The sequence below is a fragment of the Galactobacter valiniphilus genome, from assembly GCF_003575975.1.
Classification (GTDB): Bacteria; Actinomycetota; Actinomycetes; order Actinomycetales; family Micrococcaceae; genus Galactobacter; species Galactobacter valiniphilus.
Map to the genome: position 1 here is coordinate 1 of NZ_QQXK01000028.1, position 13285 is coordinate 13285.

Here is a 13285-nt window from a genome sequence, read left to right on the forward strand (position 1 = left end):
GGCGTCTACATGGGCGCATCGTTCGCGCCCAACCACAAGGGCATGCCCGTGATCGCGGCCTCTGCCAAGCTCGACTTCTTCAGCAAGCAGGTGCGCACTTCCCGCAACATCAGAGGCGGCTGGTGGGCCACTTGGCTCATGGGAGGACTCAACTACCAGATCGAGCATCATCTCTTCCCCAGTATGCCGCGCCCTCACCTGGCGCGGGCCAGGATCATCGTTCAGGACTACTGCACCAGGCATGCAGTCCCTTATACCGAAACCTCCCTCGGAGAGTCCTACCGGATCGTCATTCGGTACCTCAACCGCGTCGGCCTGGGTGCTCGAGACCCCTTCGACTGTCCCGTGGCCGCGCAGTTCGGACGTCGCTGACATCGGCTGACGGGGCGCAGTGATCGTGGGCTACCCATCAGCAACACGAAAAAGTGAGGCCCCACGCTGATGTCGGCCGGCGGAGTGCGGGTCCACATCCGGGAACTGGGTCGGACGAAGACGATGCCCAACTGCACCTCCGTGGCCCGCGCCGCGCGCCTTAGGCGAGCTTCGCGATGCCCGCGACCCCGCCCAGGATGTGCGTGTGCGGCGCCTTGCGCAGCTGCTCCTCGGTGAACGCGCCCGAGGTCACGCCCACCTTGAAGCGGGCGCCGGCGGCGTCGGCCGCTCCGAGGTCGTTGGGGGTGTCGCCCGCGGCGAGGACGCGGTCGACGCGGCGCACGCCCGTGGCCTCCATGGTGTGGAAGATCAGGTACGGCGCGGGGCGGGAGGCCGCCACGAGGTCCGAGGTGACCAGCGCGTCGACGGTGTGCTGCTCGCCGGAGCCCACGCTCCAGCCGAGGCCCTCAAAGATGGCAGCGGCGATGGGCGCCGAATAGCCCGTCTGCAGCGCCACCTTGATGCCGCGCCCGCGCAGATCGGCGAAGAGGTCCAACACGCCGGGCATGGGGGTGGGCGGGGTCTCGCGGTAGGCGGTGATGAGGTCGGCGGAGAAGCGCTCGAACACGGCGTCCACCTCCGGAACCGTGGACGGACGGCCCAGCCCGGCCAGGAGGCCCTGGATGGCCTCCCACTTGCTCGTGCCCTTCCAGCGGCCGAGCAGCTCGGCCGGGATGGCGGTGTCCGCGGCGCTCGCCACCGTGGACTCCAGCACCCGGTAGACGAGCTCGTTCTCGTCGATCGTGGTGCCGGCCATGTCCAGGCTGGCGAGGTCGTACGCGGTGCTCATGATGGCTCCTTGAGGATGCGGGGTTCGGGCGTGGAGCCCGGGGTGGGGGAGAGGACGTTGTTGATAGAGAACGTCACGCGGTCGGGGCGATAGCGGTCCTCGCCGTATTCGAGCGGGACGCCGTCGGGGGAGAGGACGCGGCGGCGCTCGCGCAGCAGCGGCGAGCCGACCGGCACCTCGAGCTGCTCGGCGTCCACCTCGTCGGCGCCCACGGCGTCGATCACATGGCGCGCCGAATGCAGCGGGATGCCGCGGCTCAGGAGGTGCGCGTAGATGGAGCTCGCGTCCGGATCGAACTCGAAGAGCAGCCGCCCCACGTCTTCGGGGAAGGCGGAGCGTTCAAGCATGGCGGGCCGGCCGTCCAGGGTGCGCAGGCGCAGCACCTCGATGACGGGCGTGCCCTCGGCCAGGCCCAGGGCCTCGGCGGCGGGCCCGCACGCGGGACGGCGCGCGATCTCGATGGTTCGCTGGCCGGCCGCGTGGCCCTCGCGCTGCGCCCACGCCGTGAAGGACATGAACGACTCGAAGGACTGTGGCGCCGCCGACTCGCGCACCACGGGCGGGCGGCCCTGGCCGCGGTCGATGAGCCCCTCATGCTGCAACGCGGCCAGCGCCGTGCGGACCGTGCCGCGGGAGGCGTCGAAGCGCTCGGTGAGGCGCGCCTCGGAGGGCAGTGCGGTGCCCACGGGCAGGGCGCCGGAGACGATCTGTGCTCGCAGTTCGTCCGCGATGCGCACGTGCAGGGGAGTGGTCATGGCGCCCACCCTAACCACGTGAACAGACAAGTTGAGGGTGATTCAGGTGGACGCCAGGTGAACTCGAAACAAGGCCCGTGAACCCTCGGTGAACTTGTCCAGACAAGTACCGTTTTGGCTTGCGAAGCCCCGTCTCCAGGCGGAAATCTCGATGCCGTGAACAGCACCACCACCCCCGATCTCATCGTCGTCGGAGCCGGCATCGTCGGCCTGGCCCACGCCGCCGAGGCCCTGCGCCGCCGCCCACCTTCCGCTCGACCTGCACGTGGACCCCCGCGAGGCCATCCCCGCGCTCGCCGCGTGGATCGCGGGCCAGCCCGGCGCCGACGTCCGCTTCGGCACCCACGTCACGGCCATCACCCCCGCCGCGGACGGCTCTAGCGTCACCGTCTCCACCAACCGCGGCGACGTCACGGGCGCCCGCGTGGTCCACGCCGTGGGCCACGACGTCGACCGCCTCTTCCCGGCCCTCGCCAAGGAGATCGACCTGACACGCTGCCGCCTGCAGATGCTCGAGGTCGCCCCTCCCGTCAAGGAGGACCTCGGCCCCGCGTTCCTCACCGGCCTGTCGATGCTGCGCTACGGCGGCCTCGCCGCCACGCCCGCCGCGCGCGACGTCAAGGAACGCATTCAGGCCAGCACCCCCGAACTGCTGGAGATCGCCATGAACCTCATGCTGACCCAGCGCCCCGAGGGATCCCTGGTCCTCGGCGACACCCACGTGGACGAGGACTCCACCTCGCCCTTCGACGACGAGCGCCTCGCCGAGCTGCTCCTGCGCGAGGCCAAGGAGCTCTTCGGCCAGGACCTCGAGGTCCGCCGCCGCTGGCGCGGCGTCTACGCGCACTCGGCCTCCACCGACTTCCTCATCGCCTCCCCGCACCCCGCCGTCCGCGTCGTCTCCGTGACGAGCGGCATCGGCATGACCCCGAGCTTCGGCCTCGCGCCGGACGTCCTCGACGGGCTCAGCTGGCCCGCCGCGGCCGCCGGATCGGTCCAGCCGGACCTGAAGACCACGCACGACGACGCCGCGCACGCCCCCGTCGCGGCCCTCGCCTAAAGGCGCGCACCACCTCCCGCGCGCCTGCGGCGCGTGAAGCGGGAGGTGCCGCGAGGCACGCCACGCTCCCACCCGCCGTCGGGCACCGACATCCCAGCCGTCCCCGTCGTCGACAACCCACCCCGGGCAGCCCTGCCCTTCCTCACCCAGGAGAACGCCATGCGCCTTTCGCGCCGCCCCGCCCTCGTCACGGGCCTGACCTCCGCCGCGATCCTCTCCCTCGCCCTCACGGGCTGCGGCGGCGGAGCCAACGCCACCGGCACCTCCGCGGCCGCCGGCGACTCGGTCACCTGCCCCAACGGCAACATCCGCTTCGGCGTGGAGCCCTTCGAGGATCCGAGCAAGCTGGAGCCCGCCTACCGCACCATCGCCGATGCGCTCGGCAAGGAACTGAACTGCAAGGTCGAGGTGACCGTGGTGGACAACTACGCCGCATAGGTCCTGGCCATGAAGAACGGTCAGATGGAGCTCGGCCAGTTCGGCCAGTTCGGCCCGCTCGGCTACGTGTTCGCCCAGCAGGAGGCCGGTGCCAAGGCGCTCGTCTCCTTCGGCACCTCCGACGGCAAGCTCTCCGCCTACACGGGCGGCATCTGGGTCCCCAAGGACTCCCCGATCCAGTCCATCGCCGACCTGAAGGGCAAGTCGCTTGCCCTCTCGGAGCCCGGCTCCACCTCCGGCGATGCCCTGCCGCGCTACGCCATCCGCAAGGAGGGCATGCAGGACTCAGACCTCAAGATCCAGTACGCCGGCGGCCACCCCGAGGCCCTCCTCGCGCTCAAGAACGGCAAGGTCGACGCCGCGGAGATCAACTCCCAGCAGCTGGCCACCTCCACCGCCGAGGGCCAGTTCGATCAGTCCCAGTTCCGCCAGATCTGGACCTCCGAGCCCATCCCGAACGACCCGATCACCGTGGCGGGCAACGCCCCGCAGGAGTTCCAGGACGCCGTGAAGAAGACCCTGGCCAACCTCCCAGCCGAGGCCGTCGCCGAGGCCGCGAAGTTCCTCGATGTTGAGCCGGCCGGACAGCTCATCGAGGTCACCGAGAACGACTACCAGCCCCTCGCCGACCTGGCGAAGACCATGGGCCTGACCTCGAAGGACGCCTGATGTCATTGGCCACGCCCACCACGCCCCGCCTGTCCGGCCCGTCCCAGGGCAACGACGCCGCCACCGCGCTCGCCATCACCGGCCTGCGCAAGACCTACGGGGAGCGCACCGTCCTCGACGGCGTGAACCTCGAGGACAAGGTGGGAGAGCTCATCGCGCTGCTCGGGGCCAACGGCTCCGGCAAGTCAACCGTGCTCAAGTGCGTGGTGGGCCTGGCCGACATCGACGGCGGCGCCGTCGAGGTGGCCGGCCATCGCGTGGACGGCCACGCTGGCCGCAAGCACCACGACGCGGCGATGGTCTTCCAGCAGATCCACCTCGTCAAGCGCTCCACCGTGCTGGACAACGTCTGCTCCGGCGCCCTGGGGCACCTTCCCTACTCCCGCTCGTGGATCCGCTCGGCGTTCCCCAAGGAGCTGCGCGAGGAGGCCATGGCGTGCCTCGACCGCGTTGGCCTCGCCGATCGCGCCCACGACCGCGCTGGAAGCCTCTCCGGCGGCCAGCAGCAGCGCGTGGCGATCGCCCGCGCCCTGTGCCAGCGCGCCCCCGTGCTGCTCGCCGACGAGCCCGTCTCCGCGTTGGATCCCGCCGCGGCCGAGCAGGTCATGGAGCTGCTGCGCTCCCTGGCCGATGACGACCACATGGCCGTCGCCGCCGTGCTGCACCAGCCCGATCTGGCCCGCCGCTGGGCCGACCGCGCCGTGGGCCTGATCCGCGGCCAGCTCTCCTTCTCCTGCCCGCCGTCCCAGCTGACCGAGCAGATGCTCGGCGAGCTCTACGCCCCCGACCGAGGCTGATCCCCGATGTCACTGAACACGCTCCCCGGCTCGCTGCCGGTCGTCCCGTCCTCCGAGCGCCGCCTCGCGGTGCCGCCCAAGCGCCGCGGCCTCGGCTCCACCGTCACGGCGCTGATCGTCATCGGTGCGCTCGTGGCCGCCCACGTGTGGGGCTGGAACACCACCGAGTTCTCGCTGACGCAGCTCGCCGCCGGCTGGCAGGGCATGGTCGGCTTCCTCTCCGACGCCTTCCCCATGGACCTGGGCTGGGAGACCGTGGTGCTGCCCGGCCTGCAGGCCTGCGGCGTGACCCTCGCGATCGGCCTCATGGGCACCACGCTCTCCATCCCGAGCTCGCTGATCCTGGCGGTCCTGGGCTCGCGCGCCACGAGCCGCAATCCGATCGTCTACCAGGTGGCCCGCGCCATCATGTCCTTCTTCCGCGCGGTGCCGGACATCGTCTTCGCCCTGATCTTCGTGACCGCCGTGGGCCTCGGCCCCTTCGCCGGCGTGCTCGCGCTGATCCTGCACAACACGGGCGTCATGGCCAAGCTCTGGTCCGAGGCCATGGAGGAGATGGACCAGGGGCCGGTCCAGGCCCTGCGCGTGGCCGGCGCCTCCTCGGCGCAGATCACCACGCACGTGGTCATCCCCAGCGTCATCCCGCAGTTCACGGGGCTCCTGCTGTACCGCTTCGACGTGAACGTGCGCTCCTCGCTGGTCCTGGGCCTCGTGGGCGCCGGCGGCATCGGCTTCCTCATCAACCAGTCGATCTCGCTCTTCAAGTTCGACCAGATGATGACCTACATCTTCATGGTCCTGATCCTCGTGATCGTGGTGGACGTGGTCTCCGGCATGATCCGCAAACGACTCAACGCATGAGCGCCGGGCTGCTTTCCCCCTCCGCCGCCGGCCTGGGCGGGGGCGAGGCAGCGGCCCAGCTCTACGACGGGAGCGGCTTCCGCCTGGTGCGGGAGCCGCTCCCGGCGTTGGGGCCGGGGGAGGCGCTGGTGCAGGTGGAGCTCGCGACGCTGTGCGGCTCGGACTTGCACACGCTGGCCGGGCACCGCTCGACGCCGCTGCGATCCGTCCTGGGGCACGAGGCGGTGGGGCGCGTGGTGGCGATGGACGCGCCTTCCGCCCGCCCCGGCGGGCCGGGCGCGGGGTCGGGCACGGCGGCGTCGGGCATCGGGGTGCCCGGCACCGTGAGCGCCTGCGCCCCGCCGATCGCCGTGGGCGACCGGGTGACGTGGACCGTCGCGGCCTCGTGCGGGCAGTGCGATCGCTGCCGAGGCGGGCTGGAGCAGAAGTGCCGCTCGCTGCTGAAGTACGGGCACGAGGCGGTGACCGAGCGTTGGCGGCTCAACGGCGGGCTCGGCACGCACGTGCACCTGCTGGCCGGGACCACGCTGGTCCGCGTCGCGGAGGAGCTTCCCGTCGAGCTTGTGGCGCCGGCGAACTGTGCCACGGCGACCGTGGCCGGGGCCGCGCGGCGCGCGGGCCTGGGCCCTGGCGACGTCGTGGTGGTGGTCGGCTGCGGGCTGCTGGGACTGACGGCCGTGGCGTACGCGCGCTGGCTCGGCGCCGCCTCGGTCGTCGCGGTGGACGTGGACGCCGCTCGGCGGGCGTCGGCGCTCGAGTTCGGGGCGGACCGGGTGTGCGCTCCGTCGGAGCTGGCCTCCGCGGCCGCTGCGCGCGGTGCGTCTGTGGTGCTGGAACTCTCCGGCCACCCGAGCGGCGTGGAGCAGGCCGTGGCCGTAGCCGAGGTCGGGGCGCGCGTGGCGCTCATCGGCTCGGTCTCCGAGGGAGCCACCACGGTGATCCTGGATCCGGCGGTGATCGTGCGCCGGATGCTCACCGTGGTGGGCTCGCACAACTACGGCGCCGAGGACCTGCTGGGCGCCGTGGACTTCCTCGAGTGGGTCGGGGCCGATGCCGCCTTGTCGGCGGCGTTCACGCGGGCGGTGTCGCCCGCCTTCGCGCTCGCCGAGCTGGACGCGGCGCTCGCAGCTGCGAAGGGCGGTCGCTGGGCGCGGGTGGCGGTGCGGCCGTAGCCCGCGGGCCGGCCGCGCGCCCGAACTGCCGGATCGCTTCAGAACAGCCGCAACCTTCGCGCAGTTTTGAAGCGATCCGGCCGTTTCGCGTGGGGTGTGCAGGGTTTGAGGCGCGGAGCCGGGCACAACGCCGGGTGCCGCAACGCACGACGGCGGGGCGTCACCCGAGCGTGAGGCTCGCCTCACGCTGGAGGCCGCCACGCGACGTCGGGCACTTAACGGTGAGACCGGTTCCACACCGAGCCGACCCGCCCACCGGCGTGTCTGTGGAGAAGCCGCGAAAACTGTGGATAAGTACCCCACCCATGCGGAGGCCATGCGCGTCAAGCCCTTCGCAACTCCGAATGGCTGGGGACAACTTTCTTCTTGTCCCCAGCTGTCCACACCCATAAATCCGCGCCAAATCAACGAAGTTTGGGATCTGAACAAAGTCATGCACCGCTCTGTCCCCACCTTGTCCACAGTTGTCCCCCGTGGAGTCGGCGCTTATGCACATGCAACTCACACACCCTGTGGATAACTTGTTTGCCGCCGGGCGCTGACGGGCCTACGGTGGCGTGGTCCCCCGTGTACGCGGGGCGCCCCGCGCATCCCAGCTTTCTGTCGGCTCCCTCCGGCATCCTGGGCGCGGGGAAGCGAGCTGAGGAGCGGTACGGCGTGAGCATCCAGGACTACGAGGAGCAGATGGCTCCGTCCGATCGCGGATCCCGCACGCCCCCGCAGGACCTGGTCGCGGAGCAGTCGGTGCTCGGCGGCATGATGCTCTCCAAGGACGCGATCGCCGACTGCGTCGAGGTGCTGCGCGGCGTCGACTTCTACCGCCCAAGCCACGAGATGGTCTACGAGGCCATCATCGATCTCTACGGCCGCGGCGAGCCCGCCGACGCCGTGACCGTCGCGGACGAGCTGACCAAGCGCGGCGACATCCAGCGCATCGGCGGCGCCGCGTACCTGCACGAGCTGATCCAGTCCGTGCCCACCGCGGCCAACGCCGGTTTCTACGCGGAGATCGTGCGCGAGCGCGCCGTGCTGCGCCGCCTCGTGGACGCCGGCACGCGCATCGTGCAGATGGGCTACTCGCAGGACGGCGAGGTGGACGCGATCGTGAACGAGGCCCAGGCCGAGGTCATGAAGGTCGCCGACCGCCGCGGCGGCGAGGACTACGTGGCGCTGAAGGACATCATCGAGGGCACGGTGGACGAGATCGAGTCCGCCTCCTCGCGCACCGAGGGCATCACCGGCGTGCCCACGGGCTTCTACGAGTTCGACGAGCTGACGCAGGGCTTGCAGGGCGGCCAGATGATCGTCGTCGCGGCCCGCCCGGCCGTCGGTAAGTCCACGTTTGCGCTGGACATCGCCCGCTCCGCGGCGATCAAGCACCACATGACGACCGTCTTCTTCTCCCTGGAAATGGGGCGCAACGAGATCGCGATGCGCCTGCTTTCAGCGGAGGCGTCCATCGGCCTGCAGGACCTGCGCAAGGGAAACGTCAAGGACGAGCAGTGGGCCAAGATCGCCAACACCATGGGCAATCTGAACGACGCCCCGCTCTTCATCGACGACAGCCCCAACATGTCGCTCATGGAGATCCGCGCCAAGGCCCGCCGCCTGAAGCAGAAGCACGACCTCAAGCTCATCGTGCTCGACTACCTGCAGCTCATGAGCTCGGGCAAGAAGGTCGAGTCCCGCCAGCAAGAGGTCTCCGAGTTCTCCCGCGCCCTGAAGCTCATGGCCAAGGAGCTCGAGGTCCCCGTGATCGCGCTGTCGCAGCTGAACCGTGGTTCCGAGCAGCGCACCGATAAGCGCCCGCAGGTCTCGGATCTGCGCGAATCGGGCTCCATCGAGCAGGACGCCGATATGGTCATCCTGCTGCACCGCGAGGACATCTACGACAAGGAATCCCCGCGCGCCGGCGAGGCCGACGTCATCGTCGCCAAGCACCGTAACGGCCCCACCAAGACCATCGTCGTGGCCTTCCAGGGCCACTACTCGCGCTTCAACAACATGGCCGGCGGCGACTTCGACGGCGGCGGGTACGCGGGCGGGGAGCCCGGCGGGATCTAGGGGTGGAACGGCTCGCTGGCCTGGTCAGTCACCTTGCGCCGCCAGCCTTGCTCGTCAGTCTCCTGCTCCTGGGTCTGCCTCTGCGGGTGCCCGGAGTCGGGTGGGGGTACGCCTCGCTTGCGTTGCTCTTCACCACGGGTCAGCCCTGGCTGGCCCTGCTCTGGGCGCGCTGGAAGGGTCGCGTGAGTGACCTCCATGTGACCCGCCGCGAGCAGCGCTGGCCGCTGTTGTTGTTCTGTCTGGTTCTCATCGTGGTTGGCCTCGGCCTGCTGGCCTGGACCGGAGCGCCCTCTGCCATGGTGCGACAGGTACTGCTCGTCTTGGCGGGTCTCCTGGTGACGGGTCTGGTCACGCTGGGATGGAAGATCTCCATCCATGCCGCCGTCGCCGCCTTCGTCTTCTTCACGGCCGGCGCGGGTGACGTGGTCGGCGCCCACGCGGCGGCCGCGGGCCTGGCGCTCGTGTGTTGGTCGCGCGTCAAGCTCTCCCACCACACCCCGGCCCAGGTCGCGGCGGGTTCACTCGTGGGGATTGTCGTCAGCCTGGCCGGTTGGTTCCTGCCCGCCTGAGGCTCCATGTGGTCGGCCGCACGGCCGTGGCGTCCAGCGTGAGCATGCCCACGTGGGACGCCGCCGCATCGACATCCGGGGCCCCTTGCCGTAGTGTTGGTAGAACCGCGTACCCGCCCCAGGGCGAACACGGACGCATCGCGACCACGTCGCGGTCGCGGCGGGATGGGCATTGATGCCGCTCGCCGAGGTTTAGTGCAGGCCACGAACAAGCTGCACGCAACGAATCGGATGATTTTCGTTTTCTTTTCATTTCCCTGCATCGTCAGGGATCATGCCGGCGCCCGATAGCGGCCGCCGAGACCTTCCACCGCTTGCACAAGCGGGGCACGCGGACGTCAACGACTCCGCCTTTCTCACCTCCGGCTCCCCTGTAGGGGGACTCGCGGAGTCCACTCTCGTTCCACACCGATCATCGGTGCGGGCTCCCGCGCTTTGCGGGCTTTGAATCAAAGGAAAACAACATGACGTACGGCACCGTGAAGTGGTTCAACTCGGACAAGGGCTTCGGCTTCATAGCGCCCGAGGACGGCTCCGCCGACCTCTTCGCCCACTACTCGGCCATCGCCGGGGCCGGCCACCGCGACCTGACCGAGGGTCAGCGCGTGCAGTTTGAGACGGTTGCCGGGCCCAAGGGCCCGCAGGCAGCGAACATTCAGGCGGCTTAGCCAGTGACGACGGGGCCGGAGCAGGAACGATCCTGCCCCGGCCCCGTCGTGTACCAGGCAAGCCACTGAGCACACACGACGCCAAAGGACCACGCAATGACCACCACCTCAGGCCACCTACGCGTCCCCGCCGCCGCGTTCATCACCGAGCTGGCGGATGAGCGCTCCTTTCCCCCGCACACGCGCGGCTACCTCGAGATCTCTGCGCAGGCGCGGGCGGCCGGGTTGCTCAAGCGCACGCCGTGGTTCTACATCGGGGTCGGGGCTGCGCTTGCGGCGGCGTTTGGAGGGAGCGTTGCGGGATTTGTCCTCTTGGGCTCGTCCTGGTTCCAGCTGCTGATCGCGGTGGGACTGGGGCTGATCTTCACCCAGGTGGCCTTCCTGGCCCACGAAGCCGCGCACCGCCAGATCCTGAGCAGCGGGCCCCGCAACGATCGCCTCGCCCGCGTGCTCGCGAGCGTCGTCGGGCTGAGCTATTCCTGGTGGGATTCCAAGCATTCTCGCCACCACGGCAACCCCAACAAGGTGGGGAAGGACCCGGACATCAGTCCGGACACTATCTCCTTCCGCGCGGAGGACGCCGCCTCGTCGCGGGGGCTGGTGAGGTTCATTGTCGCTCGCCAGGGCTGGCTATTCTTCCCGCTGTTGACCTTGGAGGGGCTGAACCTTCACTGGCAGAGTTACAAGCACCTGGTCGGCCGCGGCACCGTGAAGGGTCGCTGGAGCGAGCTCGGCATGATCACCGCGCGAATCCTGGTGGTGTTCGTCCCCGTCTTCCTGGTCCTTCCCCTCGGCATGGCGTCGGCGTTTGCGGGCGTGCAGCTCGCGGTCTTCGGCGTCTACATGGGCGCTTCCTTCGCGCCGAACCACAAGGGCATGCCGCTCATCGCTCCGGGGGCCAAGCTGGACTTCTTCTCGAAGCAGGTGCGGACTTCGCGCAACATCCGCGGCGGCTGGTGGGCCACGGTGCTCATGGGCGGGCTCAATTACCAGATCGAGCATCACCTGTTCCCGAGCATGCCGCGGCCACACCTCGCCGCCGCCCGCCGCATGGTGCGGACGTACTGCGCGACCCATGCCGTTCCGTACACGGAGACGTCGCTCCTTCGCTCGTACGGCATCGTCATCCGCTACCTGAATCGGGTGGGGCTCGCCGCACGCGATCCGTTCGATTGCCCCGTCGCTTCTCGCTTCGGGCGGGGTTGAGCCCCTAGGCGACGACGCCCTCGCGGCCCGGACGCGCGGCCCTCCGTGCCATCAGCGCGGCGTCGAGCGAGAAGCGCCCGGCGCCCGCCACAAGCAACGCGAGCGAGGCCGCGCCCAGGAGTGCCACGAGCTCGTAGCCGCCGTCGGCGGCAAACACACCGGCCGGCAGGTGCACGATGAACAGCGCGCCGAGCATGTCGGCCACGAACACCGCGGCGACCACGCGCGTCGCCAGGCCGAGGATCAGCAGGGCCCCGCCGATCAGCTCGGCGTAGGCGATGAAGGGCCCGGCGACGGAGCCGAGCGGCACGCCCATCTGCTCGAAGCTGGCGCCGGTCCCGGCGGGGGTGAACTCGAAGACCTTCTGCGCACCGTGCGCGAGCATGAGGGCGCCCGTGACGGCGCGGAGGATCAGGAGGGCAACGTCGGTGGTCCAGGAGGTGGGCTTCATGGCGTGTCCTTGGCTTGGGGAAGCGCGGCCGGTCGACCGCCCCACCACCCTGACACTTGAAGCTTGCATGATTTCCTCGGGGTAACCCACCGGTGCGGCCCGGGGGAAGCCGGCGTCTCGCCAGTGACTGCGGGCCGGAGGGGGTGTCGGCGCCCGTGCAGCGCCTACGGGACTCTCGTCGGGTCTTCGCCGGGAGAGCGCAGGGCGCACCCAGGCCGGCGTCACGCCCGTTCACGCGGCTGGACTCCGGCTCGCGTCATGGGGCCGGTGCACGGTGGGCGCCCATTGCGTGAGCCTGCCTGGGGTGTCGGATACTTGCCACACCCCCGGATCCCACGAAATGGTAGGCATGGAACAGCGAACCATCCTGGTGAAGATCGCCAGTTTCCGAGACCACGAACTCATCCTCACCATGGCGGCGGCCCTGCAGCAGGCGAGCCACCCGGAGAACATTCGCTTTGCCGTGGTCAACCAGTTCGACGAGGCCACCGAGCGAATCCTGGACCCCGTGCGGGCCGATCCCCGTGCGCGAATCCTCGAGATCCCGTGGCGGGAGAGCCGCGGGCTGGGGCGGGCGCGCCGCGCGAGCGACGAGATGTACGACGGCGAGGACTTCACCCTGCAGATCGACGCCCACATGCGCTTTGTGCGGGGCTGGGACGCGAACCTGATCCGGCAGTGGGACTCGCTCGGCAACGAGCGGGCCGTCCTGTCCACCTATCCCGGGCCCTACCGGGTGGACGCCGCGGGCGCGGTGACGGCCAACCCGGCGGTGCCGCACGCGATCGTGGTCCAGGGCATCGATCAGCACGGCCTTCCGGCCATCACGGGCGGCCCCGAGGTGGCCCCCTTCAGTAGGGGCCTGCTGGTGGGAGGTTGCTTCCAGTTCGGGGCCGGGTGCTCGACGACGGAGGTCCCGGCCCAGCCCGAGGTCCTGATCGGCGACGTGACGGTGCATTCACTGCGTCTCTTCACGCACGGATTTGATGTAGTCGTGCCGGCCGAGATTCCGCTCTTCCATCGGTATGCGAAGGACAAAAACTGGAACGGCGAGGCGCACACCCCGTTCGCCGACTTCCGGGAGTCGCGCGGGTTGTGGGCGTCCTTCTGGGCCGCGCTCGAGGAGAGCAACCGCGTGGCCAAGGACATTCTCGGCTCGCCGCAGCACGTTGCCCACGGAACCCGGCGCAGCCGGGAGGGCTTTGTGAAGCTTCTTCGTGAGTATCGCTTTGATGGATTTGAGTTGCCGGACTATGTCATGAAATAGCGGCAAAGAAAACGATTGATAGTCACATTGAATGCATGGTGGAATGTTGACTTAGAAAGATATCGCTCGGCGCCCCATGCCCGGCT

The 13285-nt window shown here is 69.6% G+C and carries 15 protein-coding genes; 12 read left to right on the plus strand and 3 right to left on the minus strand.

What is annotated here, in order from left to right:
* Positions 1-372, plus strand: a 372-nt coding sequence (locus DWB68_RS12695; protein ID WP_199700452.1) for a fatty acid desaturase family protein, incomplete at its 5' end; no start/stop codon positions are given.
* A 160-nt stretch (positions 373-532) separates the two neighbouring features.
* On the opposite strand, the gene DWB68_RS12700 is transcribed toward DWB68_RS12695, so the two are convergent.
* Entirely contained in the window at positions 533-1222 is a 690-nt protein-coding gene (locus tag DWB68_RS12700) for a phosphonatase-like hydrolase (protein WP_119425499.1), read from the minus strand.
* Positions 1219-1977 carry a GntR family transcriptional regulator gene (locus DWB68_RS12705; protein WP_119425500.1) on the minus strand — a complete coding sequence of 253 codons (759 nt, stop codon included), beginning with the start codon at positions 1975-1977 and terminating at the stop codon, positions 1219-1221. The genes DWB68_RS12700 and DWB68_RS12705 overlap by 4 nt, the downstream gene beginning before the upstream one ends.
* 178 nt (positions 1978-2155) lie before the next feature.
* Between DWB68_RS12705 and DWB68_RS12710 the strand changes: the two genes are divergently transcribed.
* From DWB68_RS12710 to DWB68_RS12750, 10 genes are all read left to right on the plus strand, one after another.
* On the plus strand, positions 2156-3037 hold the full coding sequence (locus tag DWB68_RS12710) for an FAD-dependent oxidoreductase (RefSeq protein ID WP_119425501.1): 882 nt from the start codon (positions 2156-2158) through the stop codon (positions 3035-3037).
* 159 nt (positions 3038-3196) lie between these two features.
* Complete coding sequence (locus tag DWB68_RS16820; RefSeq protein WP_233548806.1) at positions 3197-3475, plus strand: hypothetical protein; 279 nt, start codon at positions 3197-3199, stop codon at positions 3473-3475.
* Between the two features lie 9 nt (positions 3476-3484).
* On the plus strand, positions 3485-4144 hold the full coding sequence (gene phnD, locus DWB68_RS12715; RefSeq protein ID WP_233548808.1) for a phosphate/phosphite/phosphonate ABC transporter substrate-binding protein: 660 nt from the start codon (positions 3485-3487) through the stop codon (positions 4142-4144).
* On the plus strand, positions 4144-4941 hold the full coding sequence (locus tag DWB68_RS12720; RefSeq protein ID WP_119425502.1) for a phosphonate ABC transporter ATP-binding protein: 798 nt from the start codon (positions 4144-4146) through the stop codon (positions 4939-4941). The genes phnD and DWB68_RS12720 overlap by 1 nt, the downstream gene beginning before the upstream one ends.
* Positions 4942-4947: 6 nt before the next feature.
* Positions 4948-5802 (plus strand): phosphonate ABC transporter, permease protein PhnE, encoded by an 855-nt coding sequence (gene phnE, locus DWB68_RS12725; protein WP_119425503.1) that lies wholly within the window; start codon positions 4948-4950, stop codon positions 5800-5802.
* Positions 5799-6974, plus strand: a complete 1176-nt coding sequence (locus DWB68_RS12730) for a zinc-binding dehydrogenase (protein ID WP_119425504.1) — start codon at positions 5799-5801, stop codon at positions 6972-6974. Before phnE ends, DWB68_RS12730 begins: the two co-directional genes overlap by 4 nt.
* Positions 6975-7658: 684 nt before the next feature.
* On the plus strand, positions 7659-9038 hold the full coding sequence (gene dnaB / locus DWB68_RS12735) for a replicative DNA helicase (protein ID WP_119425543.1): 1380 nt from the start codon (positions 7659-7661) through the stop codon (positions 9036-9038).
* A 2-nt stretch (positions 9039-9040) separates the two neighbouring features.
* A complete protein-coding gene (locus tag DWB68_RS12740) occupies positions 9041-9607 on the plus strand; it encodes a hypothetical protein (RefSeq protein ID WP_119425505.1) in 567 nt (188 codons plus the stop codon).
* A 464-nt stretch (positions 9608-10071) separates the two neighbouring features.
* Positions 10072-10275, plus strand: a complete 204-nt coding sequence (locus DWB68_RS12745; protein ID WP_119425506.1) for a cold-shock protein — start codon at positions 10072-10074, stop codon at positions 10273-10275.
* 96 nt (positions 10276-10371) lie between these two features.
* Positions 10372-11481 carry a fatty acid desaturase family protein gene (locus DWB68_RS12750; RefSeq protein ID WP_119425507.1) on the plus strand — a complete coding sequence of 370 codons (1110 nt, stop codon included), beginning with the start codon at positions 10372-10374 and terminating at the stop codon, positions 11479-11481.
* Between the two features lie 4 nt (positions 11482-11485).
* Here the strand turns inward: DWB68_RS12750 and DWB68_RS12755 are convergent, their stop codons facing one another.
* A complete protein-coding gene (locus tag DWB68_RS12755) occupies positions 11486-11932 on the minus strand; it encodes a DoxX family protein (protein ID WP_119425508.1) in 447 nt (148 codons plus the stop codon).
* A 349-nt stretch (positions 11933-12281) separates the two neighbouring features.
* On the opposite strand from DWB68_RS12755, the gene DWB68_RS12760 reads away from it, so the two are divergent.
* A complete protein-coding gene (locus tag DWB68_RS12760; protein ID WP_158588311.1) occupies positions 12282-13199 on the plus strand; it encodes a GlcNAc-transferase family protein in 918 nt (305 codons plus the stop codon).
* The last annotated feature ends 86 nt before the right edge of the window (positions 13200-13285 follow it).

Bases quoted from the DNA above. Each gene is read 5' to 3' on its own strand.
- DWB68_RS12700 (WP_119425499.1), bottom strand. From the start codon at position 1,222: ATGAGCACCGCGTACGACCTCGCCAGCCTGGACATGGCCGGCACCACG.
- DWB68_RS12705 (WP_119425500.1), bottom strand. From the start codon at position 1,977: ATGACCACTCCCCTGCACGTGCGCATCGCGGACGAACTGCGAGCACAG.
- DWB68_RS16820 (WP_233548806.1), top strand. From the start codon at position 3,197: ATGCGCCTTTCGCGCCGCCCCGCCCTCGTCACGGGCCTGACCTCCGCC.
- phnD (WP_233548808.1), top strand. From the start codon at position 3,485: ATGAAGAACGGTCAGATGGAGCTCGGCCAGTTCGGCCAGTTCGGCCCG.
- DWB68_RS12720 (WP_119425502.1), top strand. From the start codon at position 4,144: ATGTCATTGGCCACGCCCACCACGCCCCGCCTGTCCGGCCCGTCCCAG.
- phnE (WP_119425503.1), top strand. From the start codon at position 4,948: ATGTCACTGAACACGCTCCCCGGCTCGCTGCCGGTCGTCCCGTCCTCC.
- DWB68_RS12730 (WP_119425504.1), top strand. From the start codon at position 5,799: ATGAGCGCCGGGCTGCTTTCCCCCTCCGCCGCCGGCCTGGGCGGGGGC.
- dnaB (WP_119425543.1), top strand. From the start codon at position 7,659: ATGGCTCCGTCCGATCGCGGATCCCGCACGCCCCCGCAGGACCTGGTC.
- DWB68_RS12745 (WP_119425506.1), top strand. From the start codon at position 10,072: ATGACGTACGGCACCGTGAAGTGGTTCAACTCGGACAAGGGCTTCGGC.
- DWB68_RS12750 (WP_119425507.1), top strand. From the start codon at position 10,372: ATGACCACCACCTCAGGCCACCTACGCGTCCCCGCCGCCGCGTTCATC.
- DWB68_RS12755 (WP_119425508.1), bottom strand. From the start codon at position 11,932: ATGAAGCCCACCTCCTGGACCACCGACGTTGCCCTCCTGATCCTCCGC.
- DWB68_RS12760 (WP_158588311.1), top strand. From the start codon at position 12,282: ATGGAACAGCGAACCATCCTGGTGAAGATCGCCAGTTTCCGAGACCAC.